The sequence below is a fragment of the Cyclobacteriaceae bacterium genome (assembly GCA_030584025.1).
Lineage (GTDB): Bacteria > Bacteroidota > Bacteroidia > Cytophagales > Cyclobacteriaceae > UBA2336.
In genome coordinates, this window is the sequence record CP129487.1 from 757,637 (window position 1) to 784,539 (window position 26,903).

Here is a 26,903-nt window from a genome sequence, read left to right on the forward strand (position 1 = left end):
TGCCCGAAAAAAGCGCAAATCCTTTGATCAATAGGCAGCTTCGTAATTCACCTGTATGGTAATTTCAGTGAATTCGCCCGGTTTTACGGCCACGCAGTGTATACGGTTCTGCCCATCGAACTGATTAGCAAACAGGCCTTTCTTTTCCTTAATAAAGATGGAGTATTCCCCTGGTGCCAATTTTACCCGAAAACGCCCTTTGCAGTTGCTTTTTATCTTCTTTATTAATGTGGTCTTTATATCGGAGAAAAAAACGCCATCCGGGGCGTTGGCATCCGCCATGGTGGTAGGCTGGTAAATCCAGATTTCGCGCTTGATGCCTTTGGCTTTGGTGGCTGGCCTGTCGGGGCCGGGCATTTGGTTGCCGCTAATCCACTCCACACGACCGGCAATTCCCTGATTTTGAGCAAAAGCAGGAATTATGGCCAACAAAAGGCCAAGACATAGCAGATATTTCATGAATCAAAGATAACGCTCACCTGAACAGGGAGCCAATGATCATGCCTATGAAAAAGATCAGGAAAATGAATACGAGGATAAAAAACATAGGTTGGGTTGGTTTTATGGGTTTTGACGAAAATATGCTGATAAGGTTACAACAAACCGGTTAAACTTTGGTTTAGTCTTTAATCACTTCGGTAGGGTTGCCTTTATAACTCACTTTGCTGGCCAGCCCTTCTTCCACCTCAAGGCGTCCGGTTACAAAAACGTACGCTTTTGATGCGCCATTGGCTTCAACGATTGCGTCTTTCACCCGGTATTCATATCCATCCATTTTCGAGGCGCCCAAAATATTCACATCCATTTTGTCGCCCTCACCAGTCAGCGTTAATTCCGATGCACCGCTTAGGTAAACAGCCAGATCGCGTGCATTCATGTTTGCGTTAACTTTTATGGCTCCCAGAACCTTGAGGCGTATATCGTCTTGGGTGAAACCGGTGAAAGATGCCTTGCCGGCACCTTTCAAATCAATCTTTTCAACTTCGGGCATGGTGATGTTGATGCGTACCTGTTCAACTTTCAACGGATTGCTGCGCCAGTTAAAACGCTTTTCATCATCGTATTCAATTACCAATGTACTGCCTAAACGCACAATGCGATATTTCGCTTTTTCTTTATCAGGGCCGGTGAGCTCAACCGAGTAATTATTTCCTTGCTTAACGCGGATATCAAACAAGCCACTGATTTCCAGTTCATCGAAATCGGTGAGGCTGCTGGTAGAGACATCTTCGCCATACAGATCGCTATCCCAGCCTTCTTCACTTTCTTCTTCTACCGTCACTTCTTCCGGACAGCTCACGCATTTCAACTGGCCACCTTTCTCTATGATCCAGGTATTGCCATCGCGTTTTTCGTAGTCGATATACTGGTTGATCAACCTCCAGGTATTGTCATCCAGTACAAATTTGTAATCGTACGGAACATACAGGGTCATGCGCAATCGTTGTCCGCGGAAAACCGCATCGGATTTAAAGCGGATGTTGGAGTCGAATGTGAGCACGGAGTCTTCCTGTGCCACCGTGTACTCCACCATCTGTGCATTTTCAGCAGCCTGCATGCGGGTTACGCCTTGCGATTCAAATACCTGAACCAGTTTCAGTTCGGTGCCTTCATATCCCTTCAGCGCCAGCGTGGTTACATCGTAATCATCCAAACCGGTTTCGCGAATTTTCAACACAGCAGTTTTGCCTTCCAGATTATAGACCTGTTCAACTTTGTATTCGCCATCTTCTTTGAAGTTGATTACGATTTTAGGAATCGAAACACTCAACACTGCAATAGACAGGAAGAATAAGATAAACAACGTCCAGCCTGCAGTTGCGCCAAACACAATCCGGTTAGCGATGGCTGATATACCCAACAGCATGATGATGATGCCCGGTATCAACGCCCCGATAAATGCCATGATCGCGGTGAAGGAAGGAATGGCTCGGCTGAATGCTTCCATCGGCAGGCTCACATCGTGCCAGCCAACAATCCATCCGGATGATAACAGTCCAAACAGTACGCCACCGGTGATCAATACGGCCACCACCAGGCTCAGGCCCATCAGCATAATGAAAATACCAATGCCTACGCGGAGTACATCTGCCAGCGGACTTAAAATTTTACCAAGACCTGTGAGTATCCAACCGATAGCGCGGAAAGGGAACAGGAGTATTTTAACTAATGCACTTTCTTCTTCGGCTGGTTTTTCCGTTTGTTCCTTTTTGATGTTTGATTCAATATTTGAAAGCGTTACCGGTTCGCCTTGCATTTGCATTTTATCAGTAATGGATCGTGCCTCGGGGGCTACGATCCAGAATACGATGTAGGCGATAAACCCGACCCCGCCAAAGACGGCTGTGATTACAAAAATCAGCCGGACGACAAACAAGTCCATCTTCATGTAGGCAGCCAATCCACTGGCTACACCTCCCAATACTTTTTTATCCGGGTCGCGGAAAAGTTTTTTGGTGATTTGAGGTTCGTCCAGATCATAAGAACCCGGAACGGCAATCCAAAGGATGATGTACGCGATCAGTATCAATCCGTAACCAAACGTCAGCAACACAAAAAGCAGGCGTATCCAAACCGGATCAACATTGAAGTAGTTACCCAACCCTGCGCAAACGCCTCCCAGAATTTTGCGTTTCTGGTCGCGCATAAATTGTTTGGATGCGCGTGGCGTATACGTTTTATTTTCCGTTTGCTTTTCTTCTTTTGGTGCTTCGGCATGCACTTCTTCTTCCTCGGCAGCTTTAAAATCGCTCACACTACCCATCGTGGTTTTCAGCGCGTTTACATCATCGCTGGTAATTACCTGTTTGCCTTCGTATAATTTGCTCAGGAAGATTTCAGCAATGCGGCTTTCGATGTCGGCCAGAATTTCACTGCTGTCCTCATAGGATGAGAAATACTTATTGATCGAATCCAGGTACTTTTTCAACACTTCGTAACCGTCTTCTTCAATGTGGAAGATGATGCCGCTTATGTTTATGCTTATATTCTTTTTCATGTCCGTTAAGAGTCTGTAGGTTGAGTCTTATTTAAGATGCTGCTTTTGATTTTGACGTAATCATTTCGGTGGAGTGAATGAGTCCTTCCCAGGTTTCGGTCAATTTCTCCAAAAAATTTCTTCCTTCCAGCGTAAGCTTATAGTATTTGCGTGGCGGTCCCGATTTCGACTCTACCCATTTGTATTCCAGCAAGCCCGCGTTCTTCAGGCGGGTAAGCAGGGGGTAGAGGGTACCTTCCACCACAATCATCTTTGCGGCAGTCAATTCATCCAGCATGTCGGAGGCGTAAATTTCGCCCCGCGATATTATGTGAAGGACACAGTATTCCAAAATGCCCTTCCTCATCTGCACTTGTGTGTTTTCCAGATCCATTACTTTCATTTTTGTTCCCGTTAGCCCTTCTAACGCAGAAGTACTTGGCATGACCAAGTACTAAGCCAAAATATTATTGCTGTCTGAAAAGGCCTTTTTTGAGCTTGAATCGATGTTTTTTCGTAAGTGGGTTGAAATCAAAATCCAGAATTCTGGTCATATCCGTACACCTCAAAATCAAAAGTGTACACTTTTTTGATGGTGTTAAGCGTGCTTTCGCGATAGGAAATGGGTGTAGATTCCGGAGTTTTGTTCAGGTGAGGAAGGGTAATGTCATAGCGGTGTAAAAATTCCTGTAATTGTTCAGGCTCTTCCAGCTTAAAAGCCCGAACGTTTATTCCTTTTTGCTGGTAAGGTTTTACAAATGCGTGCTGCGGCTTGAAATGCTGATCCTTAAACCGATCGGGAATGTCATGGATTCGCTCCACGAATTCATCAAACGACAGGTTTTGCGGAAGGATGCCTCCGAGATAATTCTGGTAGATAAAAGGTTTGGTTTTATCCGACAAAAAAAAATCGCGGTACACGGAAAGCAAGCGGCTTACCGGGTGACGCACGACCGTAAATCCTGCGAAAGATTTCAAATCAGCAGTGCATTGGGTTTGCAACCAGGCATCTGTTAAAAAATTAAGCTGTGTGGAGTTGAGGGATTTATTTTTTAAATCAGGTTTGATCAACCCAAGCATGACGTGTGAAAGCGAAGTGCTGGCCGCTTTGGGTATGCGCACGTAAAATAATTTTTGTTTTGGTACGATCAGATGTCCGCCTTTTGTTTGGTACCCGGTTTTGATTTGTGTTACTGTTGCAAGAAAGTTAAATAAAAATGGATTGCGTTTCTTTTCTATGAAGGAGGAGGGTGTATAGTTTTCAGGTAAATAATCTTTCAGGTTTAACAAACTTTGTGCGCGGAGGTGATTGAAATCGAGGATGTCGGCTGTAAGCTTTCCTTTTTGAAGTATGATGGAACAAAGTGTTAGTAAGTCGTACACAGTAAAGATTCTACATGATTAGATTGTAAATCATTTGAGAACAAAAATGCAAAACCACAAAGATCACAAAGTTTGCACGAAGGACACTAAGGACTGAAAATTGATAACCTTCCTTTGTGAACGTTGTGCTTTCTTTGTGCAACTTGGTGGTTAGCTTAGTTATTGGAATTATGGAGATAAGCAAATACCGCTTTCAAATCCTCTTCTGATAATGAAGGGTAGCTTTCAAAAAGCATTTTTTCCGACCAGCTATTGGCAAGCAAGTCAAGAATTAGTTCGACAGAAATGCGTGTCCCCTTGATGGTAGGCTTACCTAACAAAACATCTTTATCAGATATGATATGATCACGCCAATTCATATATCAAATATAGTCGTTCCGAGATTAACTATCCAGCCAGTCACATTCAACAATCTTGCGGCATTAACTTCCTGAATAATTTACCTCTTGACTGTACATCGTATTTAACCCAAACCTGCCGTATATTGCAACGTGATGAAGTTGGTTATCAGGAGTTTACAGCGCTATATATATTCACTGGGGCTTTTTTTAGCTGGTATGGCCTTTTTTACAACGGCTTCCGCCCAAACAGGTAATGAATGGATTCAGTTCAGCCAGTTTTATTATAAGATTCCGGTAGCGCAAACGGGCCTGTATCGGGTTACCTATAATGATCTACAGGCAATTGGTTTTCCCGTTGGATCGGTTGATCCGCGCAGGCTTCAACTTTTTCACCGGGGTGTGGAACAAGCCATTTATATAGAAGGAGAGGGCGATGCGGTTTTTAACGCTGCCGACTACATCGAATTCTACGGACGAAAAAATGACGGCACTTCCGATACCGAATTGTATAAACCCACAACGGCCCAACCGCATACGTACCACAACCTGTTCAGTGACACCACCTGGTATTTTCTTACCTACAATAACCTGGCTGTTCTGGGTAAACGTATACCCAAAATGTGGGAGGTGAACGTGACCAGCATTCCGCAGGAAACGGCCCACACCGATGAGAAATTATTAGTCAACACCCAACAACATTCCGATGGCATTGCCTATCAGCAGTATATTCGCAATACATACTTTGATATTGGCGAAGCGTGGACGGGCGTAATGATCTCCCAAAACCAGAACATTGATTATGTGCTGGACGGAATTACCAATGGCGTTACGGCAGCCGGGCTACCACAACTGGAAGTGATGGTGGCCGGTCGTGCGGAAATCTCTACTCCGCACCGGATTGAAATTTATGCCGGCCCGAATGCTTCCGGACTTCGACTATTGGGAACACAAGACGTTTTCAATTTCAACGTGCACACCTTTAATCTTCCATTAGCATGGACGGATATTGGTGCGGACGGTCGCATGACGGTGCGCATGCGTTTACTCGCTACCGGTACGGCAGCCCGTGCCAGTGTATCGTATATCAAACTTAACTATCCGCAAAACTTTAATGCCACAGGCGCCACCGAAAAATATTTTCAGCTGGCAGAAAATGGTTCGGGTAAATCGTTCGTCAACATGACCAACGTGCCGGCCAACAGCCGGTTATTTGATGTTACCGACCCTGCAAACGTAATCTGGTATCAACCTCCGGCATCAACATTTAATCCGGTTATTTCCAATACGGAAAGTTCGCGCAAGCTTTTTCTCACCAACATTACACGAACTGTTACCGGCATCAAGCGTGTAAACTTTCGCAACATCAATGCGGCACAACATAATTACATTGTGATCAGTCACTCTTCATTGATGAAACCAGCCGGAGAATACAGCGATGCGGTCAGAGCCTTTGCCGGTTATCGTTCATCTGAAGCAGGTGGATCGTACGATACGCTGGTTGTTGATATTGATCAGCTCTACAATCAGTTCAACTACGGAGAAATTTCTCCATTGGCCATTCATCGGTTTATGAAGTATATGGTGGATAATGGTGCACCAAAATATTTGTTCATCATCGGCAAAGGGTTGGATTGGTCACTTAACTACCACCGTAACCCAACAGCACCCGCATTTAATGTTTACAAAGACCTTGTCCCTTCTGCAGGTAAGCCTGCTTCTGATATGTATTACACGATCGGGTTAGGCAGTTCATTGCACGAACCTGCCGTACCTACCGGAAGGATCTCAGCAACCAATCCCACGCAAGTGGCTGCATACCTGAATAAGGTTAAGGAAATGGAGGCGCTTCCGTTTAACGACCTGTGGCGTAAACGCATCATTCACTTAAGTGGCGGACTTACACCTGTGGAAACGCAGTTGTTCCGGTTATACCTGGAGGATTTCAAAGAAGTTGCCGAGGATTTATACCTCGGTGGTAATGTTCGTGCGCAAGCCAAGAACACCACCGATGTAGGCGAGCTGATCAATATTTCGGATGAAGTAAACAATGGACTTAACCTGATTACGTTTTTCGGTCACTCATCACCCGAGACCAATGATTTTGAAGTGGGCTTTGTAACCAACCCTGCATTGGGATACAACAACGCAGGTAAGTACCCGATGTTTCTTATTAATGGTTGCAACGCAGCGGATTTTTTCACCACGGCCACACGCTTTGGTGAAGACTGGGTGTTGGCATCCAACAAAGGTGCTACCGGATTTATGGCGCATACTTCGTTTGGATACTCCAACACGTTGCGGTTGTATTCTGATTTTTTTTACAACGTTGCGTTTGGTGATTCTGTGTTCATACGAAGAGGGGTGGGAGATATTCAACAGGAAGTAGCCAGGCGTTATATGCAAATACAACCGGCTACGGTGGGCAACCTCACACAGGTAAGCCAGATGTTGTTGTTGGGCGACCCGGCTGTAAATGTATTTGGTGCCGGTAAACCCGATTATGAAGTGAACAATGAAAATATATTTGCCACCTCAACTGATGGCGAACCGATTACCGCACTCAGTGAATCCTTCACGTTAAATATTATTGCACAAAATTTTGGTCGCGCAAAAGAGGATTCCATACACGTACGCATAACGCGAATCTATAACGATAACTCCACCGAAGTATATGATACCTTGTATGCCCCTGTGTTATATCGGGATACACTTGCATTCACTATCCGGCAGGAACGAAACAAAGGATTCGGTAACAATATTTTTCAGATTGAAGTGGATCCATTCGCATTGATTGGTGAATTGAATGAAGATAATAATGCGGCATCGTATAACCTGTTTATTCCGCTTAACGTAACCAAAAATCTTTTTCCATACGATTATGCCATCGTAAACCAGCCGAATGTAACCCTAACCTTTTCCAGTACGGATGTATTGGGCGCTGCCCGAAATTTTGATGTGCAGGTTGACACCGTGCATACGTTCGACAGTCCCTATTTGAAAAGTTTTACCGTTAACGGGGTTATTGCTGAACAGCCGCTTGAACTGCTTACGCAGGATTCACTCGCGTATTACTGGCGCACCCGCTTTACCGATCCGCAGGAAGGAGAGGTGGCGGAATGGGTAACATCATCGTTTAGTTACATTGAAAATTCACCGGTAGGTTGGGCACAACTCCATTTTCCGCAATACTTGAAAAATGAAAGTGTTGGACTGGTAAGAGATGAATCGATACGCTTGCTGAATTATGTGGAGTCATCCTTAACGCTGGACATCCTCACCTTCGGCAGCAACCACCCCGCTCCGCACACCGATGTGTCCGTGAAGATTAACAATGCAGAATACAATCCGGCAGATGTGGGCATCAAATGCCGCGACAACACCATCAACCTGATTGCCTTTGATAAGCAATCGATTATTCCCTACACCGCTGTTTTGTTTAATCCGTTTGATGGCCGTGCGTGTGGCAGACGACCGCAGGTGATCAACAGTTTTACAGCCGCGCAACTGCAAACCGGTTTGGGTAACGATATCTTTCAATACATGCTTAACGTACCCGAAGGCGATTCGGTGGTGTTGTTTACCATTGGCGACCCTGGTGTGGCGTTGTGGCCGGTTGCCGTGAAAGAACAATTTGAGGCTTTGGGTATTTCGCAGGCGCAACTCAACGCGGTGCAACCGGGTGAGCCCATCGTGATTTATGCACGCAAAGGTGCAGCGATTGGTACCGCCAAATTTTTCAGGCCCGTAGCGGCACCACCGGATGTGCAAGAGTTGACTGTAAGTGGAACAATTACCGGAAGGTTTGATTCCGGAACGATGACTTCTACGCTGATCGGTCCGGCACAACAGTGGCAGCAACTGGTTACGCATGCGGAGATTTCAGAATTGCCGCAAACCGATGTGTATGGTTTTGATGTGATCGGTGTAAACCTGGAAGGTGAGGAAACTGAATTGTTCAGTGATGTAAATGGAGCGCTTGATTTATCCGTAGTTGATGCGGTTAGTTATCCCTATTTGCGGTTGCGCTACAACACTCAGGATGCTATAAACCTTACCCCGCCACAACTCAACCAGTGGCTGGTGTTTTACACACCTGTGGCCGAAGGTGTGTTGATCTTCAATGGTTCTACGGCACAACAAACGCTGTCGGAAGGGGAGGTGTGGAGTGCACCGTATAGCTTCCGCAATATTTCGCAGCAAACATTTACCGATTCCCTAACCGTGCAACTGGAAGTATTCAGCCAAACCACCCGAAGCATGGAGCGGACGCATTTTAAAATAAAAGCACCTGCACCTTCACAAACTACCGATTTTCTGGTAGCCACCGAAACCCTGAACAAAGCCGGCCTTAACGATGTGAATGTGTTTGTAAATCCGCGTGTGTTACCGGAGCAGTATTACGAGAACAACGTGCTCAAACTGAGCCGTTACCTCAACATAGAAGCCGATGAGTTTGAGCCCGTGCTCGATGTTACGGTTGATGGACGGTATTTAATAAATGGTGATTTTGTTTCCGCCAATCCGGAAATTCTGATAAAGCTCTGGGACGATAATTCGTTTATCAAAAAGACAGATACAGAAGGCGTGCGCATCCGGCTTACTTACCCGGGCGCTGCAACTGCCACCGACATTACGTTTGATCGGGAAGATGTAGCCTGGTTTCCGCAAACTGAAACCGAATATTTCCGTGTACGGTTCACGCCCGAAAATTTACCTGTGGGTGATTATGTGCTGGAGGTAGAAGCCCGCGATGTACGTAACAACAGCAGCGGAGCAACACCTTACCGCATTGCATTTACAGTGGCAACTGAAAACAGCGTGGTGTTGCAGGCGCCTTACCCCAATCCGTCCAGCGGAGTGGTACGGTTTGATCTGGTCCTAACCGGTGAACTGCCCGATAACCTGCGCCTGAGCATCATAACACCAACCGGAAATGCTGTAGGTTCATTTGAGTTATCTTCCTTTCATGTAGGCACCAACCGAATAATATGGGAAGGAAAAGACGTTATCGGCAACGATTTGCCGGGCGGGCTGTACATCTACCAACTTGAGCTATACAGAAACAACCAGCGCGTACCCATCACCATTCCGGCCGGACAAACATTTTTAAAAAATGGTTTTGGGAAGGTGTTGTTGAGAAGGTGAGGTATCAGCATATTGGGTTTGTTGTTGGTGGAGAACCTGACTGCTACATTTTATGCTGTTAAAAATGGAATTCTCTTTAATTCTTGCCATTCGTTACCAGTTATTATATCTAATGTTTCCTTGGTAGTAAATAGGTCAATGTAAGCCTTTGCTAGAAACTTGTCCTCCGTGTCTTGCCGATGATGTTCAACATTGCATAATATGTTATACTCTTCTGTTCCTAGTTTATAGATAAAGAATGAAAAGCCATAGTCGGTGTAAAATGGCTCTTGTTTTATTATGATTTTCAAGCCCTTGTCTTTATTTGTATAAATAAGGTGAACTGACCAATCTTGGTTATTAATCTGATTCGTCTTCACCTCGTCAAGTGTGTATCCATACTTGTCTACCAAGTCTTTGAATATAATAGGGGCTACCTTTTTAAAATTCTCAAGCTTGTCGGCCATAAACTATAAAAATTAGGCGGTCGTTGTAATTGTCGCGACAAACCGCATCTAGTTAAATTCGTAGATTAGTCGTGTTTTCCTTCCTCGCAGTGTCTCTCGAAGAGGACACTGCGATACTCAGACTTTAAACAACCTTACAATGTTTAACGCAGAGTGCTTTGCAGGACACGCTGCGAAGAAACAACGTCTAGCTATAAGGCGTGGCGGCACTCCGAAATATAAAAATTAATCATCAACCGTGCCGCCATGACTTATAGCTTTTGTTAGCGGCTGGCTTTTTCTACCAGCTGCCGAAAAAGATACTCTCTCCTTCGACAAAATTGTCAATGAAATTCTTTTTGAATTCCTTTTTAAGTTCAAGGTCATCATTGTCCCAAGTTGGCTTGAGATACAAACTAGCTTTAAGAACTGAAGCTTTGTCAAAATACAACTTACAGTTTTCAAAGTCCTTATAAAAATCCTTATTCATTCCCTTTCGCTGATAACCTTTAGCAGTCCAGTATAGTCCTTTTATTTTTTTTGAACCTGTCTCATATGAAACTGTATGGTAGTAGACCTCTTTCGCTGTCTCTTTAGTCAATAGATTGTCAATGGATTTTAGAACTATAGGGTCCGTTTCCTTAACTGAATTTTCAGTTGCTAATTTTTTCAGTTCTAAGTTTAGGTCATCAATGTCACCGACTAAAGTTGGCTTGTCAATATGGCTTGGAGTCCGCTTAACTACCAAGTCTTTGGTGAATTGGTCAGGAAATACTAAAATCTCAAAGTCAAATTCACTCTCCTCTATTTCTGCAATCAAATGGAAATTCTTCTGAAGAAAAGTTGGTTCGTCCTCAAACTCGTCCATGGTCAGATACTCCAGAGTGTCACTCGTTTTCATAGAAGGAATTGCGTGATATAAGTCCAGTCCCATTTTTTATATTTTTAGAACGTCCTCTGTCCAAAAAAGCTTGCCGCTAACTCTCCAATACATGCAATTGCATATATTTCGCTTATAAAAATACTAAAATTCCAACGCTTTTAGTACGCTTTCCTGCTCTCCAAATACTTCTTTACATTCCCATGAAACTCCTTCAATGCTTTGGTATGCAACCCAGGGTAGAGTATTCGGTCGCGAAACCAGGAGTTGCTTTTGTAGAAGGTGTCGTGTGTAACGCGGGTTCCTTGTGGCGTTGAGGTGAGGCGAATAAACTGTGAACCTTGTGAGGCTGAATTTTCCAGGTAACAGATTTTGATATTTTTTTCAGCCTCATTCACTTCTTTTATTTCATGCCCTACGCAGAGGTGAATGGCTCCTCCAGCCAATTTCAGGTTAAGAATAAGTACTTGCCCGGCTTGCAAGCCGCTGGTAGTGTTGTCGCCTGCGTAAATAATAGAGTGATCAATCCGGGAATATTGCAAGCCAAAATGAATCATGTCTCCATTCCATGCCCGTGCCGGATCTATGGTTTTATACGCACGCCATACCTGATCGATGGGATGATTGAAGTCAAATACTTCCTGATGTGTGTAGTAGCTTGTGTCTTGGGGATCGTAACAAATAGATTTTATCCGGGAGAAATCTTGTGCGTGGGTAATGTTATAGTCGTGTAAGAATTTCCTCACTTTGACATGCGCAATTCGATCCAGATCAATGACGGAGTTTTCTTTTTCTGTTACTTTTAAAGTTAGTGTCATACTCAGTCGGATTTGATGCATTATACTTTCTCTTTCTTGAGCACAAGATGTTTCCAAGCCGCATTAAGGAAGCCAAGTCCATAACCAAATAACTGTGTATAACTTGTTACAACCGACACCACGCCAATGAGAATGTTTTTATTTTTTACACTTGAGTCAGTTAATATGAGTGCCATATGAATGGGTACAGGAAGAATCAAGAGAGGTGAATGAATGATTGATAATATCAATAAGGCCAATATGCCAATCGTAAACAGAGCTGGGGCCAGGTGTAAAAGCTTGAGTGATTCCGGATGTCGTTTGTAAATGGTTATTCGGGCATAGCCAAAACTAAAAACCTGATTGAAAAATTGTTTTAGACTCGTTCTTCTTTTGTGATACACGTAGGCATCGTGTATCAGTACGGTTTTAAACCCAAGTTTTTGTATTTGTATGCTGAGGTCCAAATCCTCGCCAGCTGCCTTGCTTTTGGCAAATCGGATATTGGGAAATCCTCCCGTTTTGTCAAATACGTCTCTGGAAAAGCCCATGTTAAAACTCCTGGGTTGAAACCTGGCAAGCTTTTCACCGCCACCCCGTATTCCACCCGTGGTAAAGAAGGAGGTCATGGAATAGTTTATTGCTTTTTGAAGTATAGTGAAATCAGCATGTGCCTTGTCGGGGCCACCAAAGGCATCGGCATAATCTTTTTCCAAGGTGCCTTGAATAATCTCAAAGTATTGCCTGGGCAGAATGCAATCCGAATCAACAAAAATACAGTAGTTACCGCTCGCTTTTTTAAATCCATAATTCCTGCTGTCACCCGGACCGGTATTTTGTTTGAAGAAATATTTCAGGTCAAGTTTGCTTTCAAATTCCTCGTATACTTTATCCGATTTTATTTCGGAACCATCCTCAATAATAAGCACCTCAAAATCCTTAACCGTTTGGTTGGCCATGCTTTCCAATAGTTCCCTTACTTCCGTTGGCCTGTTATAGACTGGAATGATGAATGAAAAACTAATGTTTCGAGCGGTATTTTCTTTCATCCTGCTAATTCAATGGAATAAGTACGAATATACCCGAGCCTAAGTTAAATCGAAATGGCCTTTAAACTATTTTGCACAACGCCTCCGCAAACAATTCCGCAGCAGCATGATGCTTTCTGAACCACAGTTCGGGTTCAATCAACTCCAGCTCAGAAACACAAAGTTGGTGCTGGTTATTCCAGATTACATCCACACGGGCATAAACAGGTAAGGGTTTGCAATGCGCAACCACACGTTCAGCAAATTCAATTTCCTGATTGGTAGGTTTGTAGTCGTGCACAGTGCCACCAAAATCATCTTGCACCCGGAAGTCGCCTGGCTTAGCTTTTTTCAACACTGCATGGCTGAATTTTCCTCCAAACAACATATAAGCCACTTCGCCTTTTTCCAACACCGGCTTTTGAAATTCTTGCAGCAACATGGATTCATGGGCAATCAGTTGCCTAAATATTTCTTCGTGTTCTGAAATATTTTTCTGATTTAATCGGTACGTATGTCTCGCTGCACCGGATATTGCCGGTTTGAGAATGCAGTCTGTCCAGCCTGTTGGCGCGATAATTTCAGCTAGTGTGCGCTGATCACCCGGCTCAATAAAAACCGTGGGTGGAATGCGAATGCCTTGTTGTTCCAGGTCATGCAGGTAATGTTTGTCAATGTTCCAGCGTATCAGCGAAAGCGGATTAACCAACTTGGTTTGCGTGTTTACTTGATCAAGCCATTTTGAAAATTCAGCGTAGCGATCAAAGTAATCCCACGTTGTGCGAAATACCGCCAGCTTTGTTTTTGTCCAATCATAATCCGGGTTATCCCAATGGGTTCGGGCAACGGTCAGGCCTTTTCGTTCCAGTGCTTCGCGTACCAGCCTGTCATCCTCCAGGATGTTTTGTTTATACCAATCGGGATTTACCGGGTTCACATAGCGAGCATCGGTAAGAAGCGTAACATCAACCATCAGAAGAACCAAAGTTTAACAGCCAAACCAATAACGGTAATTACCAGCACACGCTTGATCCACACCTCGCCTTTATCTACACTCCACCGGCTGGCATACCAGCCACCAAAGCCCTGGCCAACGGCAAGGGTAAGGCCCATCATCCATTCAATTTTTCCTTCAATCGCAAACACGATAATCGCCACACTGGTGTACACAATGGCAGCAAATACTTTTACATAGTTTGTTTTTACCAATCCGAAGTGGTTGATGTTGGTAAGTACGGCAATTACCAGAAACCCGATACCTGCCTGAATGAATCCGCCATAGACACCCAAAAAGAAAAATGCCAGTATACCTAACGCCTGATGTTTGACACCGAGACGTTCCGGTCGGTTAAGTTTTTTCGTGCGCGGCTCCACCACAATGCTGATCACCACCAGCACCATAATGATGGCGAGTATGCGGTTGAATAATGTATCGTCAATGTCAACGGCTAACGTGGCGCCCAAAAATCCTCCGCCCAATGAGGCTAAGCCCAGATACAGACTATACGGAAACGGAAGTTTAATGCCCTTGCTGTTGAAACCCGTAACGGCAAAAATGTTTTGTGAGAGTATGGCCACACGGTTGGTGGCATTGGCTACAGAGCCGGGCAGGCCCATAAAAATCAATACCGGCAAACTGATGAGTGAACCGCCACCCGCTACCGTATTCAGGAAACCCGAAATGAACCCGATGAAGATGATGAAGACAATGTTGAGGATTTCCATGCACAAAATTGCGAGGCCTAAAAATAAGTAAAGAAGTGGTGCGTTAAAGTATCGTTGTCAATAAAGTTGAAACTAAACCCTCTGCTCAATCGTGTGTCCCCCAAACCGAATTGTCTTCGTTGGCTTATTGTTACTATCGCTAACAGGAATAGCCCAACCAAAGAAGCCAGATGAAAAAATCTTTCAGCTTTCACTGCTGCCCGGCTTGGGAACAAATGGCCTTCATCCGGGTGGGTTTACCAATGTGTTTTCGGTTAACCTGACGTCCGGGTATTCAAAGGCTACTTTATTTCTTGAGGTTGGTGTGATCTCAAACCTGAATGAAGAAAAAACCCGCGGACTGCAACTTGCTGGATTGGCCAACCTGACAGGCGCCAACGCTTTTGCCGGTTTGACAGAGAAGGAAATCAGAGAAAAAATCATTTCAGGTTTTGAAGCAAACCTTACGGGATTGCAACTTTCCGGACTTACCAATGTGGTCATCAACAATACGTTTGGTGGCCAGCTTACAGGTGGAGTGAACATCAGCAAAGGCGCCATGTTGGGTGTGCAGGTGGCTGGCTTGATCAATCAAGTGAACAAATACATTTTTGGTGTGCAGGTTGCGGGTTTATCCAATGTGGCGATGCAGTCGGTTGATGGTGTTCAGCTTGCCGGACTTTCCAACTACACCGATGGTGAATTGTTTGGAGTACAGATCGGAACGTACAACCGAGCACGAAATATGGAAGGCGTAAACTCGTACGACAACAACGATCCTACCGGTGTACAGATCGGACTTGTGAATCGTGCTTTCAAGATGAATGGTTTTCAGATTGGAATAATCAATATCGCCAGGCGCAGTCAAGGAACACAAATTGGCTTGATTAATATTTACCGAAAGGGGAAAGATGTAGGCACGCGCGATGGTACATCCATCGGGTTGATTAACATTGGCGATGTGGGTTATGCCGCTATGTATGCCAACGATATCTTTCTTCAGAACTATGAACTCTCCACCGGAAATTATTTCAAGAACAGCCGGGTGTTGGAGGATCGTTTCAATAAAAGTGTTCAGAATAGTTTAATCTATTCGAGAACAAGCTGGCAAGGCAATATGTGGGCGATGGGGTATGGGTTAAGGAAAATGTATTTCATTAAATCGAGTATGCCCGGCATGGGTTCATTCCGGTTTTTCAGTTATGGATTGGATGTGCAACACATCAATCACGGTAAATCTTTTTCGCGTGAGTTGAGTTTGTTGGTGCGGCCGAAAATTTTGGCTGGTACGCGGTTGTCGCCTAAACTTCATAGCATTTATGTAATTGCATCAATCGACTTGAATTATTACCGAAATCATTCCGGCATGGATATTAACACGCTTACGCAACAAGAGGAGCAGGCACCAACCAGTGTGGTGCAAAAGCTATGGCCAGGTTACTCGCTGGGTGTTATGCTTCGTTGAGTTAACGCACCTGCGCGCTTCGGATAATGCGCGCCAATAAATTTGGGAAGAGTCGTTTCAGGTAAACGGCAGTCGTTTCTTTCATGCCCGCGATATACACCTCGTTCTTTTTGGCTTCAATGGCACGTACCATTTTTTTGGCGAGTACTTCAGGAGGCAAGCCGGCAGCTGTGGTCGGATCCATCTTTTCATTTTTGCTGCCATCGCCTACCAGGGCATTGATGGAAACGTTCGTGCGTATCCAACCTGGACAAACCAGGGTTACATAAATGGCCGGACTTTCATTCCAGAGTTCTGCACGGAGCGCGTCAAAAAATCCGTGCAAGGCATGCTTGGCTGCCGAGTAGCCCGTGCGATACGGTGTGCCCACTTTGCCGGTAATGCTGGTAATGGTTACATAATGCCCTTGCTTGCGTTCAATAAAGTGCGGGATCAGACTTTTCGTCAACGCGATCTGACCAAAATAATCCACTTCCATCACTTTGCGGTCAACATCAAGAATGGTGTCTTTTGCCAAGCTCCGCTGACTGATACCGCCATTGTTAACGAGTACATCCACATGACCAAATAATTGAATGGCTGCTTCCGCGGATAGCTTAAGCGTATCGGATTGACTCAAGTCGAGGGGAAGAATACGGATGTTGGCTTGTGCATCTGCCGGACAATTTCCCTTCACGCGTTCCAGTTCTTCTTTTCTTCGCGAGGAGAGGATGAGTTTGTTTCCGCGTTTGGCCAATTCATAGGTGAGTGCCTCGCCAATGCCGGATGATGCCCCGGTGATCCAGATTACTTTGCCTTTCAGTTTTGTCATAGTGGTCTATAAAATCAAATTCTTTGTGAGCGTATTTTTTTAACCACATAGGCACATAGAGCACATAGTTTTTTTGGATTCATCTCAACAATAGAAAGACTGAAACCGCGAAGAGTACAAAGGTTTTCACAAAGGTCTCAAAGGGGTCCAATTCAGGGGCTTTTCATTGTGAACTTTGAGCATTCTTTGTGTGCTTTGTGGTTAAACTTATTTTGAGGTAGACTATAATTACTATGTTATCTATGTTTCTATGTAGTTTACGAATTACAAGGATATCTAACTATTTTTTATTCACTTCAGCGTATACCCAAATCGTGTAAACGCCTAACGCGGTACCAATCGGGAATGAGAAAAGTTTGAAGCAGCCCATAATGAGCAACAGGGTTAATGCCCACGACCGATGTTGGAGTAATGCTATTCCACCAATGATGGAGGGAACTGCAAACAAAATGATGAGTATCCAGAATAAACCCGGAATAGCCCAGCCTAATAATTCCAAAATCCAGGTGCCATCAGGGCCGGCTTCATCGGCTATTAATGGAAACAAGGTGGAAAGAAAAAGGGCAAGCCCACCAAGAATTAAAACCTGGAAGCACCCCGATACAATATACAGGATGGCCAGAATGCGTTTATGTGAATCCATATGTCAGGAATTTATTTTTTGATAAACAACAAAATCGAATGCATAGCGGTGGCGATCATCTTTTGGGTGATGAAGTCGCGAAACTTCTTTCCATGAACGTGTATCAAATTCTGGGAAGTACGTATCGCCATCCAGCGTTGTCAGAATTTCAGTCAGGTAAAGTTTATTGGCTTTTGGCATGCCTTGCCGGTAAATCTCAGCGCCACCAATAATGAAGATTTCATCGGTAACAATATTGGTGGCTTCGTCAAGCGCTTCTTCCAATGAGTGAACAACCACGCAGCCTTCTGCAACGAAATCACGTTGACGGGTTACAACAATGTTGGTACGGTTGGGCAAGGGCCTGAATTTTTCAGGAATGGAATCGTAATTTTTTCTACCCATAATAACCGGATGCCCTTTGGTGGTTTGCATGAAGTACTTCATGTCATCGGGCAGGTGCCAAGGCAGGTCATTGTTTTTTCCGATGACGCGGTTTTCGGTTAAGGCGGCTATGAGTGAAATGGTCATTCGGTGAGTGCTGGATTTTAGATTTCAGATTTTATTGCCCCGAAAAAATTCTGCAATGCTCATTCGCTTTTTTCCTTCCGGCTGAAGCTCTAAAATAGAAATGCTTCCGTTGGAAGTCTGGTGGTAAAGATAAGTTTTATTGTCTGTTTGAATCGGACCGTTGTCACTATTTAATTGATTGGGCAATACCTTCGTTTTAAAGATTTTGAATGTTTTTCCGTTTAAGGTTGTCCAGGCAGTGGGGTAGGGGCTTAACCCACGAACAAAATTATGAATGTGTTCAGCAGGCTGGCTCCAGTTGATCTGACACGTTTCCTTAAAAATTTTTGGAGCGTGCTTAATATCTGCTGTTTCAGATTGTGGTTGTGCAGGGTGATTTCCGGAGGCAATAGCTTCAGCTGTTTTTAAAACAAGTCCTGCGCCTTTTTTCATTAGCCTTTCATACAAGGATCCCACATCATCGGTATCATAAATCGGTTCTTTTTCCTGAAAGATGATGCTGCCGGTGTCGATTTCGTGTTTTAGAAAGAAGGTAGTTACACCTGTCTCTTTCTCACCATTGATAATCGCCCAGTTGATGGGTGCAGCTCCACGGTATTGCGGTAGGAGAGAGGCATGTAAATTAAAAGTCCCGAATTCAGGCATCGACCAAACCACTTCAGGTAACATCCGAAACGCAACAACCACTTGCAGGTTGGCATTATAATTTTTCAACTCCTCCAAAAACTGTGGCGATTTCAGGTTGGTGGGTTGCAGTACGGGAATGTTATGTTTTAACGCGCATTCTTTTACAGGTGAAAAGGTAATTTTTTGTCCCCGGCCCTGGGGCTTATCAGGCGCAGTAATTACCGCCACCACATTGAACTTGTGTTCAACCAGTATTTCCAGACTGGGCACGGCAAATTCGGGGGTGCCCATGAATATGATTCTTAAATCGTTCATGCTTAAAAGGACTGCAAAATGTCAAAAAATTGGCTTGATTGAACGAATCATTGATGAAAACCGTATTAAATGATAAATTTGATTGTATGAAGAACTATACATTCAGGATATTACTGAATAAGGAGCCAGAGGGAGGCTATACAGTAACAGTTCCGAGACTTCCGGGATGCATTACCTATGGCGCTACGATTGAAGAGGCAATCGAAAACGCCCGAGAAGCTACCACGTTATACATCGAGAGCCTTGTTGAGGATGGTGAACCGATTCCTACGGAAGAAAATACATTCGAGTACTCGCTTTCAATTCCTGCGTGAGCACCACTTCTTCGTATACGTCAAAGGCGGTTATTAAACTTCTTGAAGAAAGGGGCTTTGTACTGCATCGTGTGAAAGGGAGTCATCACATTTTTAAATCGCATGACGGTTCGAAACGAGTTATTGTGCCAATGCATAATAGGGATTTGCCAAAAGGCACCTTCTACGCTATTCTTAAACAGGCTGGTATAGACAAAAAGAGCATTTAGTCCAGCAACGCCTTGCGTAAATATTTTTTGCAAATCGGACATTCGTTCCAGTTATGCCCCCGAGCCGGGCAATACTTTCGGCCATAGTATATAATTTGAAGATGAGCCTTGTTCCATTTTTCCTGGGGAATAAGTCGCTTTAGGTCGCGTTCAGTTTGTTCTACACTTTTTCCATTCGATAACCCCCAGCGATAAGCCAGGCGGTGAATGTGTGTGTCTACCGGAAACGCGGGTTGACCGAACCATTGGGTCATCACTACCGAAGCAGTCTTGTGCCCGACAGCCGGTAGTTCTTCCAGGGCTTCCATAGAAGGCGGAACTTCTCCATTATACTTTTCTACTAAAATTTTCGACAACCCGTAAATCCCTTTCGACTTCATGGGTGACAAGCCACAAGGCTTGATGATTTCGCGTATCTCTTCAACCGAGAGTTTAATCATGTCGTATGGATTGTCGGCAAGTTTGAAGAGATGGGGTGTGGTTTTATTTACCCGTTCATCTGTGCACTGTGCCGATAGCAAAACAGAGATAAGCAAGGTATAGGCATCTTTATGGTGCAACGGTACAGGTGCTTCCGGTATGTATTTATCCAACAGCTTCAGGATGTCTTTTACCTTTTCGGATTTTGTCATGGACTTTAAAAGCTCAAAGCTGGCAACTTGAAGATTTATTTATGGATACAAAAGATATTTCTTTCTTAGTTCTTTAAATTTTTCCAAATCTATACGCCAACTCTCACGTATCTGCGCTTCATCCAATCCCTGCCGTATCTGCTCACGAAGTTTTTCTGTACCGGCAAGCTTTTCAAAATAGTTGTTGAAAAATTTATCCTTGTCGGGAAATGCCCGGTAAAAACTGATCAGGTAACTCAGATCAAGCTGAGGCTTCACTTTTACTTCACGAAGGTCTAGTCCATGACACACTTTATTTTCCAATGGCGGATTTTTCGACATGCCATCAATACTAACCGGTGTAAATTGAAAAGGCATGTTTTTCAAATCCGGGTGACCGATAATCTGAAACGGCATTTGCGTGCCACGCCCCAGACTGATTACTGTACCTTCAAACAAACAAGTTGAAGGATAAAGCGCGATGGCCTGGTCGTTTGGTAAGTTGGGCGAAGGTTTTACGGGTAACGAAAACGGATCAGCGTGTTTCCAGTTTTTCACCGGGATAACTTCCAGGTCGCACGTTTTGTTTCCCTCAAGCCAGTCTTCACCGTTAATCATGCGGGCAAGCTCTCCGATGGTCATGCCGTGCACGATGGGTATCGGGTGCATGCCCACAAACGATTTGAATTCTTTTTCCAGAATGGGACCATCTACATAATGCCCATTCGGATTTGGCCGGTCGAGCACGATCAGCTTCTTATTATTTTCTGCGCACGCTTCCATTACATAATGCAACGTGCTGATGTACGTATAAAACCGTACGCCAACATCCTGAATATCAAAGATCACTACATCAATATCCGCCAACTGTTCAGCAGTGGGTTTCTTGTTGCTTCCGTAAAGTGAAACCACCGGCAGATTTGTTTTGGAATCAACCCCATCCTTTATTTCTTCCCCTGCATCAGCCGTTCCCCGAAAGCCATGTTCTGGAGCATAAATTTTTATCAGGTTAACGTTTCGCTTCAGCAAGGTGTCGGCCAGGTGTGTTTTGCCCACCAACGAGGTGTGGTTTACCACAATACCCACTTTTTTTGAAGTCAGCATAGGCAGCAACACATCCAGCTGCATGGCCCCGGTAATTACAGCAGGCTTAGTTGCAGGGTTCACATCTGGATTAGGTGGAGTTGATGGCTGGCCTTTACAGGCTGAACACCATAAAAGAAGAATTAAAAATTTTATCTTGCCCACGAGTTTAATCGTTTATCCCAAAGTTGAACCTCTCTTTCTTCATATCCAAGCGCATCAGCAAACAAACCGGTGAGGGGTTTTCATCAACCATCCACAAAATTGCGGTGGCCAGTATTGGTATTGGCCTGGGGGCGGCTATCATTTCCTTCCTGATTATGCGGGGTTTTCAGGATACGGTGAAAAACAAAATCTACAGCTTCAGCGGGCACATGTTGGTCACCAAGTTCACCATGAACAATTCTATGGAAGAAACGCCCATGGACATCAATATCGATTTGTTTAAAAATTATTCCGTGTATCCGGGCGTAAGGCATGCACAAGAGTTTGCACATAAGGCGGGCCTGATTAAAACGGATGATGAGGTATTGGGGGTGGTGTTGAAAGGCGTTGGTAAATCGTTCGACTCAACCGTGTTTCAAGATAATATGGTGGCGGGGCGGTTTCTTCATTTACCCGACAGTGGGTACGCCAACGAAGTGATGCTTAGCTCGGTTATCGCCCGAAAGATAAGAGCCGAAGTGGGTGATCAGGTGATCGTTCATTTTTTTCAGAATCCCCCTCGCTTCAGGCGATTGAATGTGGTGGGCATTTATGAAACCAATCTGTCGGAATATTTTGATGGAAAGATCATCATCGGAGATATCCGGTTGATTGCCCGCTTAAACGAATGGGCCGACAGCGTGGCCGGTGGAATTGAATTGTTTGTAAGTGACGTCAATCGTATTGAAGATATTGCATTAACCATTGGTGAAACCATCGACTTTGATCAAAACGTGCAGCCAGTTAGTGATAAGTATATCCAGGTTTTTGAATGGCTGCACTTGTTAAGCCGGCAAGTGAATATTTTGTTGGGCGTTATACTTACAGTTGTGTGCGTGAATATGATCTCAGTTATTCTCATTCTGGTCATGGAACGCACCCAAATGATCGGTATGCTCAAAGCGTTGGGTGCAACCAACCGCGTTATCCGAAATGTGTTTGTATATAACGGAGTTAACCTCGTTGTGAAAGGATTATTGTTGGGTAACCTGATCGGGTTAGGCTTTTGTTTTTTACAAGACCGGTTTAAGTGGATCAAGCTCAATCCGCAAGACTATTACATGAGCTTTGTGCCCATCAGCTGGCATTGGGAAATGGTACTGGTTTTGAACCTGCTTACCTTTATGATTGTAACCGTTGTATTACTGTTGCCTACGGCCATCATCGCGAGTATTAATCCGATAAAGGCGATACGGTTTGATTAGCACCTACTCTTTTCGACTAAAAACAAGATCAGATTGCTGTGTTTGTATAATCCGGCTAAACAGTTCTTTCAGGTACTGATATTCCTGTGAATGAAATACAGTTTTGTTAATAGCAAGTGAATAGTTAATCTGGAGCTGATTTTCACGTGATGTAATATCAAATAGAAATTTTCCACCTGAATTAGGCAGCACTAGCGCATTTGATTCGGGCTTGCCAATAAGCTCAAATTCAGTTGGAACATTTAGTGTTAGTATCATGGTCCTTTCCAAGGGTACACCAAAATCGACTGGGTAAAGCCTTTCATTCGATTTGAATGGATTACTTTCAATTTTGTCGGTAAAAAATGGATTAAGTAACAGGTTATTTTTATTCAAATCATCAAAACCTTCAATGACAACTTCAAATTTTTCTTTTATGATGCTTTCAAAGTCATCAAAACCTTCAATTTCATGACTTATAATTTCAGTTGAGGGTAATTTCTTTTTTATTGAACTTAAATATTCGTCAACCGAATTGAATGATGCGATATATTTTCGTTGATCGACAGACCGATATCCATAATAGGTATGTTCAATTGTTCCTATGAATGAACCGTCTTGCTCTAGTGAGAGGTTAAGCATGGTGATTTTCTTTGACTTTTCCTTCGGCTTTAATTCTTCCCAGAAAGATCCTTTATCCGTAAATACTCTACCTTTTCCATTGATGCATCTCTCAGGCAGCATGCCAAACATGAGAAATGGGTCTGAAGCATCCAGGAAAATAATTTGATCGCCTATAACAACACGGGCAACCACATAATTAAAATCACTGAGAACCGGATGAAGCTCAATAGGTAAACCATTCTTGCGTGTTGAAAGTAACATTGGATCTGCCGACAGCCCTCCGAAGTTTAATGCTGCAATCAGGGATAAATTAATATCACCGATATTTCCTGTTTTGGTGTCAAAGGCTTTTTTGATACCAAATTCACTGAAGTATCCATACGTTTCATTCCATCGATACCAGGTTTTGATAAAATTGTAAATTCTTCGTGCTTTCTCAGCTGGATCTGATATGCCTGCAACAATTTCATTGATTTTTTGACTAATATCCTTTCCGCGTCTTAACTGCCCTCCAAATCGTTGTTCCTTTTTTAGTTCCAGCTCAGCATCTTTCCATTCCTTGGTGATTTTGTCCACTCGTCCATCAAAATGACGGATTTCCGAAAGTTCAAAGTTTATCGCAGATAGATAGTTTGATTTGGCCGTCAGGTAATCTTCTTCAATAAATGCAGGTACATTTTTAATGGCAAACTTATACTGTGCACAATCGGCTGAGCCAGCATTATATCCTGAACCAATTGTGATGCATTTGGAAATTAACGAGTTTTCATTTTTTGTAAGCTTTAAAAATCCTTTGAGGGTTATGTTGTAGACATAATTCCCAGGTATACGGGCCCAATATTCACTTTGTATTTTTGGGATATCAGCCTGGAATTCCCATTTTCTGAAATTAAAAATGAAAGGCGATTCAATTGTGTACACTATTTCTATAACACTGCCCACCCGTACATTTGGAAGTGCAAATTTTTTCTGATCCCAGTACTTGTTTAAATCTTCTGTAAAAACATTTCTTACGTCCAGTGAGCTTTCTTCAATTCGGTTGTTTACAAGGTTAAAGGTTGATGCTTTAATATCTTTTATTTCCTCCTTTTTTCCTGAAGCACTTTTGTACAGCGGAATAGCAATATCAGCCTGAGAAAGCCCATCTTTCTTTAGAATTTTAATCTTAACATGGTAATTGAAAATGAGATTATAGTTTTCGGACTCGATGTAGGCATTGCCAAACTCATTCAAAACTACGGCTGAGGCAGAGGTGTCTCTTTCATAGGTAGTCATTGTAAGTTCGTCAAATAAGGTTTTTCCAAATGGAAAACCATATTGCTGAGCAACTGCAGCAATTGAAAGAGATGTTAATAGCAAGGCGATTAGTACTACTCTCATGGGGGACAGAGTTTAGGGTTAAAGATTAGTATTTTATGTCAAATTCCATAGCGAATGCTACCAACTGCCAATATGGTGGCCGGTAGCCGTTCATTTGAATAAAAGTATTTACTTTTTCTTCGGTACCTGATCGCACCTGCTGATACATTTCTACAAATGAATTATTCTTTAACGCCCGTGTCGCACTCATGCCTTCCGGAATGATTCCGGGTTTGCCGAATGCATTTTGAAGCATGGAGTATCCTTTCACCATGCGTGCCACGGGCAAAAGCCAGGCTGAATACGTAATCTCTTCTCCGTTGTTGGCGCGTTCCAACAGGGCATCCATTACTGCATTGTCCAAATGGTCCTTGAACAATGTTTCCGGATCGCACCATTCAGCAACAATAGCAAGTTGTGGATCATACTCCAGGTCGGAGGGCATTTGGGTTACAAAATTTTCAACGCCAAAGGTGTTCAACCAACTTGCCGTACCAACTGATGAAATGGTTGACTCCGCTTGCCACAGTTGTATACCGTGATTCTTGTAAGCAAACGATCCAACCTCCGAACAGAACATGGCCGTTGAATCATAGAAATTCATTTTAAAATCGTAGGGGATATGCCGGTTTTCTGATTCCTGCATGGCAAACTGTGCGGCCTGATGGGGAAGCAACGGATTTTCTTTTACCTGAGGTAAATCGGCACGTGGCCGTAATACCATGAAGCGCAGTTTTTTATCTTTCAAATATTCTTCTGCGGTAGCGATGGCCACACCTTTTTCGATATGTGCTTCTATGAAACTGGCTTTACCATCTTCACTTACATGCAGCAATGCCACATGTGAAAAATTTCCCGGATAATCATTACCACGTGAAATGAAAGCCGAAACCTCCGCACCGCCCCGCGATACCAACAAGTCGCCACTGTGCACACGAATGCCTTGAAGCAGGGTGGAGGGCGTAGCCGAGGGTTCATCTTTCACCGCTTGAACGGGATTGAAGTTCAGTGTGTCCGTCTGAAGCAGCACTTCCTCAACGGCAGCACGCATGCCGTACATTAATGTATAAAGGCTGTTCCGATAAGATGGTTCATTTGGATTCCAGTTCCGGGATTGTTCTTTAATGAATTTCCGAAACTGGTTATAAATAGCTACATACTTGTCGGTTTGTCGGGTGGCCGCAACAACAGGTGCCGTTTCAAAAAAGGCATCGAGGATTTGGTTTAACCGTGGATCATTGAGTTTGACTAAACTGTCGTGCATCAATTGACTTACCTGTTCCTCAAGGATGAGCATCTGAACTTTGTACAGGGAATCTTTTTCATACTGTGGCAAGTTTTTTAGTGCGGCAAAAGAAGTTTCGAGGGATTTCCACCGCTCGTCCATGTTCCAGATAAAGGGTTTTGCTTCCGCTACTTGAGGTTGTGATGGATCGGTGTCTGGAATGAGCAGCAACAGGTAAAGTAGAGCCAATGGAAGCAATACGTATTTACCCAGTTTTTTAAACATCACGTATGATTGACTTTGTATTTGCGGAACCAACTTCCAATCTCCAGTTGCAGCACACCAAAAAATGCTTCTTTAAAAATTCCAGCCGACATTTTAGATTGGCCGCGTGTGCGTTCAGTAAAGATAATGGGTATTTCCTTTAGCCTGAAACCGTATTTCCAGGTTTTAAACTTCAACTCAATTTGGAAAGCATAGCCTACGAATTTGATTTTATCCAACGGAATGGTTTCCAAAACCTTTCTGCGGTAGCAAATAAAACCGGCTGTGGTATCGAAAACCGGCATGGAGGTGATTAACCGTACATACCAACTGGCAAACCAAGAAAGCAGCACACGCCCCATCGGCCAGTTTACCACGTTTACACCCGTTACATACCGACTGCCAATGGCCATATCAGTTGATTCGGTTTCGCATGCTTCAACCAATCGAACTAAATCTTTCGGGTCGTGCGAAAAGTCGGCATCCATTTCCAGAATAAAAGCGTACCCTTTTTCCAATGCATATTTAAACCCGGCAATGTAAGCGGTGCCCAGCCCCTGTTTGCCCGCGCGCTTAAGTAAGTGTAATCGCGTTTCGCTTACGTTGATTTTGGTTTGCAGTTCCTCAACAATAGAAGCAGTTCCGTCCGGTGAATTGTCATCTACAATCAGGATGTCTACCTCACGGGGTAAAGCCAGCACAGCCTCAATAATGAGCCGAACGTTCTCGCGTTCGTTATACGTGGGTATGATAACAATGGCGTTACTCAACGGGG

General features: G+C 43.8%; 25 protein-coding genes. 5 read left to right on the forward strand and 20 right to left on the reverse strand.

What is annotated here, in order from left to right; translation table 11 throughout:
• Positions 1 to 27 precede the first annotated feature (27 nt).
• The 5 genes from QY309_03645 to QY309_03665 form a co-directional block, all read right to left on the reverse strand.
• Positions 28 to 459, reverse strand: a complete 432-nt coding sequence (locus QY309_03645) for a carboxypeptidase regulatory-like domain-containing protein (protein ID WKZ60573.1) — start codon at positions 457 to 459, stop codon at positions 28 to 30.
• 160 nt (positions 460 to 619) lie between these two features.
• The gene (locus QY309_03650) at positions 620 to 2,998 is read right to left on the reverse strand and encodes a PspC domain-containing protein (protein ID WKZ60574.1); all 2,379 of its coding nucleotides are present in this window, start codon (positions 2,996 to 2,998) and stop codon (positions 620 to 622) included.
• A gap of 31 nt (positions 2,999 to 3,029) precedes the next feature.
• Positions 3,030 to 3,371: a PadR family transcriptional regulator gene (locus QY309_03655; protein WKZ61678.1), complete on the reverse strand. Its 342-nt coding sequence runs from the start codon at positions 3,369 to 3,371 to the stop codon at positions 3,030 to 3,032.
• A gap of 137 nt (positions 3,372 to 3,508) precedes the next feature.
• Entirely contained in the window at positions 3,509 to 4,360 is an 852-nt protein-coding gene (locus tag QY309_03660; protein ID WKZ60575.1) for a sulfotransferase family 2 domain-containing protein, read from the reverse strand.
• Between the two features lie 155 nt (positions 4,361 to 4,515).
• On the reverse strand, positions 4,516 to 4,719 hold the full coding sequence (locus tag QY309_03665; protein ID WKZ60576.1) for a DUF433 domain-containing protein: 204 nt from the start codon (positions 4,717 to 4,719) through the stop codon (positions 4,516 to 4,518).
• 198 nt (positions 4,720 to 4,917) lie between these two features.
• Here QY309_03665 and QY309_03670 point away from each other — a divergent pair, with 198 nt between their 5' ends.
• The gene (locus QY309_03670; GenBank protein WKZ60577.1) at positions 4,918 to 9,846 is read left to right on the forward strand and encodes a C25 family cysteine peptidase; all 4,929 of its coding nucleotides are present in this window, start codon (positions 4,918 to 4,920) and stop codon (positions 9,844 to 9,846) included.
• Positions 9,847 to 9,896: 50 nt separating this feature from the next.
• Here QY309_03670 and QY309_03675 read toward each other — a convergent pair whose 3' ends face one another.
• The 6 genes from QY309_03675 to QY309_03700 all read right to left on the reverse strand — a co-directional run bounded on the left by QY309_03675 (position 9,897) and on the right by QY309_03700 (position 14,701).
• Positions 9,897 to 10,292 carry a hypothetical protein gene (locus QY309_03675; protein WKZ60578.1) on the reverse strand — a complete coding sequence of 132 codons (396 nt, stop codon included), beginning with the start codon at positions 10,290 to 10,292 and terminating at the stop codon, positions 9,897 to 9,899.
• Positions 10,293 to 10,572: 280 nt separating this feature from the next.
• Positions 10,573 to 11,205, reverse strand: a complete 633-nt coding sequence (locus QY309_03680; protein WKZ60579.1) for a hypothetical protein — start codon at positions 11,203 to 11,205, stop codon at positions 10,573 to 10,575.
• Between the two features lie 107 nt (positions 11,206 to 11,312).
• A complete protein-coding gene (locus QY309_03685; protein ID WKZ60580.1) occupies positions 11,313 to 11,969 on the reverse strand; it encodes a hypothetical protein in 657 nt (218 codons plus the stop codon).
• Between the two features lie 20 nt (positions 11,970 to 11,989).
• On the reverse strand, positions 11,990 to 12,997 hold the full coding sequence (locus tag QY309_03690) for a glycosyltransferase (protein WKZ60581.1): 1,008 nt from the start codon (positions 12,995 to 12,997) through the stop codon (positions 11,990 to 11,992).
• A gap of 61 nt (positions 12,998 to 13,058) precedes the next feature.
• Complete coding sequence (locus tag QY309_03695) at positions 13,059 to 13,961, reverse strand: hypothetical protein (protein WKZ60582.1); 903 nt, start codon at positions 13,959 to 13,961, stop codon at positions 13,059 to 13,061.
• Positions 13,949 to 14,701, reverse strand: coding sequence for a sulfite exporter TauE/SafE family protein (locus QY309_03700; protein ID WKZ60583.1), 753 nt, complete (start codon positions 14,699 to 14,701; stop codon positions 13,949 to 13,951). Before QY309_03700 ends, QY309_03695 begins: the two co-directional genes overlap by 13 nt.
• A 91-nt stretch (positions 14,702 to 14,792) precedes the next feature.
• Between QY309_03700 and QY309_03705 the strand changes: the two genes are divergently transcribed.
• On the forward strand, positions 14,793 to 16,145 hold the full coding sequence (locus QY309_03705) for a hypothetical protein (GenBank protein WKZ60584.1): 1,353 nt from the start codon (positions 14,793 to 14,795) through the stop codon (positions 16,143 to 16,145).
• A gap of 1 nt (position 16,146) precedes the next feature.
• Here the strand turns inward: QY309_03705 and QY309_03710 are convergent, their stop codons facing one another.
• The 4 genes from QY309_03710 to fmt all read right to left on the reverse strand — a co-directional run bounded on the left by QY309_03710 (position 16,147) and on the right by fmt (position 19,051).
• A complete protein-coding gene (locus QY309_03710; protein ID WKZ60585.1) occupies positions 16,147 to 16,956 on the reverse strand; it encodes an SDR family oxidoreductase in 810 nt (269 codons plus the stop codon).
• Between the two features lie 280 nt (positions 16,957 to 17,236).
• On the reverse strand, positions 17,237 to 17,599 hold the full coding sequence (locus tag QY309_03715; GenBank protein ID WKZ60586.1) for a hypothetical protein: 363 nt from the start codon (positions 17,597 to 17,599) through the stop codon (positions 17,237 to 17,239).
• Positions 17,600 to 17,602: 3 nt separating this feature from the next.
• On the reverse strand, positions 17,603 to 18,109 hold the full coding sequence (locus QY309_03720) for a dihydrofolate reductase (protein WKZ60587.1): 507 nt from the start codon (positions 18,107 to 18,109) through the stop codon (positions 17,603 to 17,605).
• Positions 18,110 to 18,133: 24 nt separating this feature from the next.
• Positions 18,134 to 19,051, reverse strand: a complete 918-nt coding sequence (gene fmt, locus QY309_03725) for a methionyl-tRNA formyltransferase (GenBank protein ID WKZ60588.1) — start codon at positions 19,049 to 19,051, stop codon at positions 18,134 to 18,136.
• 86 nt (positions 19,052 to 19,137) lie between these two features.
• Here fmt and QY309_03730 point away from each other — a divergent pair, with 86 nt between their 5' ends.
• Positions 19,138 to 19,365 (forward strand): type II toxin-antitoxin system HicB family antitoxin, encoded by a 228-nt coding sequence (locus QY309_03730; protein WKZ60589.1) that lies wholly within the window; start codon positions 19,138 to 19,140, stop codon positions 19,363 to 19,365.
• Positions 19,362 to 19,574, forward strand: a complete 213-nt coding sequence (locus QY309_03735; GenBank protein ID WKZ60590.1) for a type II toxin-antitoxin system HicA family toxin — start codon at positions 19,362 to 19,364, stop codon at positions 19,572 to 19,574. The genes QY309_03730 and QY309_03735 overlap by 4 nt, the downstream gene beginning before the upstream one ends.
• Here the strand turns inward: QY309_03735 and nth are convergent.
• Together nth and QY309_03745 are read right to left on the reverse strand one after the other, a co-directional pair.
• A complete protein-coding gene (gene nth, locus QY309_03740; protein WKZ60591.1) occupies positions 19,571 to 20,206 on the reverse strand; it encodes an endonuclease III in 636 nt (211 codons plus the stop codon). The genes QY309_03735 and nth overlap by 4 nt on opposite strands.
• A 39-nt stretch (positions 20,207 to 20,245) precedes the next feature.
• Complete coding sequence (locus tag QY309_03745; protein ID WKZ61679.1) at positions 20,246 to 21,313, reverse strand: DUF1343 domain-containing protein; 1,068 nt, start codon at positions 21,311 to 21,313, stop codon at positions 20,246 to 20,248.
• A 143-nt stretch (positions 21,314 to 21,456) separates the two neighbouring features.
• Here QY309_03745 and QY309_03750 point away from each other — a divergent pair, with 143 nt between their 5' ends.
• Complete coding sequence (locus QY309_03750; protein WKZ60592.1) at positions 21,457 to 22,677, forward strand: ABC transporter permease; 1,221 nt, start codon at positions 21,457 to 21,459, stop codon at positions 22,675 to 22,677.
• A gap of 3 nt (positions 22,678 to 22,680) precedes the next feature.
• Here the strand turns inward: QY309_03750 and QY309_03755 are convergent, their stop codons facing one another.
• Genes QY309_03755 through QY309_03765 form a run of 3 tightly spaced genes read right to left on the reverse strand, consistent with a single transcriptional unit; the run spans position 22,681 to position 26,898 of the window.
• A complete protein-coding gene (locus QY309_03755) occupies positions 22,681 to 24,660 on the reverse strand; it encodes a DUF3857 domain-containing protein (protein ID WKZ60593.1) in 1,980 nt (659 codons plus the stop codon).
• Positions 24,661 to 24,685: 25 nt separating this feature from the next.
• The gene (locus tag QY309_03760) at positions 24,686 to 26,149 is read right to left on the reverse strand and encodes a YiiX/YebB-like N1pC/P60 family cysteine hydrolase (GenBank protein WKZ60594.1); all 1,464 of its coding nucleotides are present in this window, start codon (positions 26,147 to 26,149) and stop codon (positions 24,686 to 24,688) included.
• Positions 26,149 to 26,898, reverse strand: coding sequence for a polyprenol monophosphomannose synthase (locus QY309_03765; protein ID WKZ60595.1), 750 nt, complete (start codon positions 26,896 to 26,898; stop codon positions 26,149 to 26,151). Before QY309_03765 ends, QY309_03760 begins: the two co-directional genes overlap by 1 nt.
• Between the last annotated feature and the right edge of the window lie 5 nt (positions 26,899 to 26,903).

Coding starts and splice junctions, on each gene's coding strand:
- QY309_03745 (WKZ61679.1), bottom strand. CDS start 21,313: ATGCAGCTGGATGTGTTGCTGCCTATGCTGACTTCAAAAAAAGTGGGT.
- QY309_03680 (WKZ60579.1), bottom strand. CDS start 11,205: ATGGGACTGGACTTATATCACGCAATTCCTTCTATGAAAACGAGTGAC.
- QY309_03665 (WKZ60576.1), bottom strand. CDS start 4,719: ATGAATTGGCGTGATCATATCATATCTGATAAAGATGTTTTGTTAGGT.
- QY309_03650 (WKZ60574.1), bottom strand. CDS start 2,998: ATGAAAAAGAATATAAGCATAAACATAAGCGGCATCATCTTCCACATT.
- fmt (WKZ60588.1), bottom strand. CDS start 19,051: ATGAACGATTTAAGAATCATATTCATGGGCACCCCCGAATTTGCCGTG.
- nth (WKZ60591.1), bottom strand. CDS start 20,206: ATGACAAAATCCGAAAAGGTAAAAGACATCCTGAAGCTGTTGGATAAA.
- QY309_03655 (WKZ61678.1), bottom strand. CDS start 3,371: ATGGATCTGGAAAACACACAAGTGCAGATGAGGAAGGGCATTTTGGAA.
- QY309_03700 (WKZ60583.1), bottom strand. CDS start 14,701: ATGGAAATCCTCAACATTGTCTTCATCATCTTCATCGGGTTCATTTCG.
- QY309_03715 (WKZ60586.1), bottom strand. CDS start 17,599: ATGGATTCACATAAACGCATTCTGGCCATCCTGTATATTGTATCGGGG.
- QY309_03670 (WKZ60577.1), top strand. CDS start 4,918: ATGGCCTTTTTTACAACGGCTTCCGCCCAAACAGGTAATGAATGGATT.
- QY309_03755 (WKZ60593.1), bottom strand. CDS start 24,660: ATGAGAGTAGTACTAATCGCCTTGCTATTAACATCTCTTTCAATTGCT.
- QY309_03720 (WKZ60587.1), bottom strand. CDS start 18,109: ATGACCATTTCACTCATAGCCGCCTTAACCGAAAACCGCGTCATCGGA.
- QY309_03685 (WKZ60580.1), bottom strand. CDS start 11,969: ATGACACTAACTTTAAAAGTAACAGAAAAAGAAAACTCCGTCATTGAT.
- QY309_03710 (WKZ60585.1), bottom strand. CDS start 16,956: ATGACAAAACTGAAAGGCAAAGTAATCTGGATCACCGGGGCATCATCC.
- QY309_03760 (WKZ60594.1), bottom strand. CDS start 26,149: ATGTTTAAAAAACTGGGTAAATACGTATTGCTTCCATTGGCTCTACTT.
- QY309_03645 (WKZ60573.1), bottom strand. CDS start 459: ATGAAATATCTGCTATGTCTTGGCCTTTTGTTGGCCATAATTCCTGCT.
- QY309_03730 (WKZ60589.1), top strand. CDS start 19,138: ATGAAGAACTATACATTCAGGATATTACTGAATAAGGAGCCAGAGGGA.
- QY309_03675 (WKZ60578.1), bottom strand. CDS start 10,292: ATGGCCGACAAGCTTGAGAATTTTAAAAAGGTAGCCCCTATTATATTC.
- QY309_03690 (WKZ60581.1), bottom strand. CDS start 12,997: ATGAAAGAAAATACCGCTCGAAACATTAGTTTTTCATTCATCATTCCA.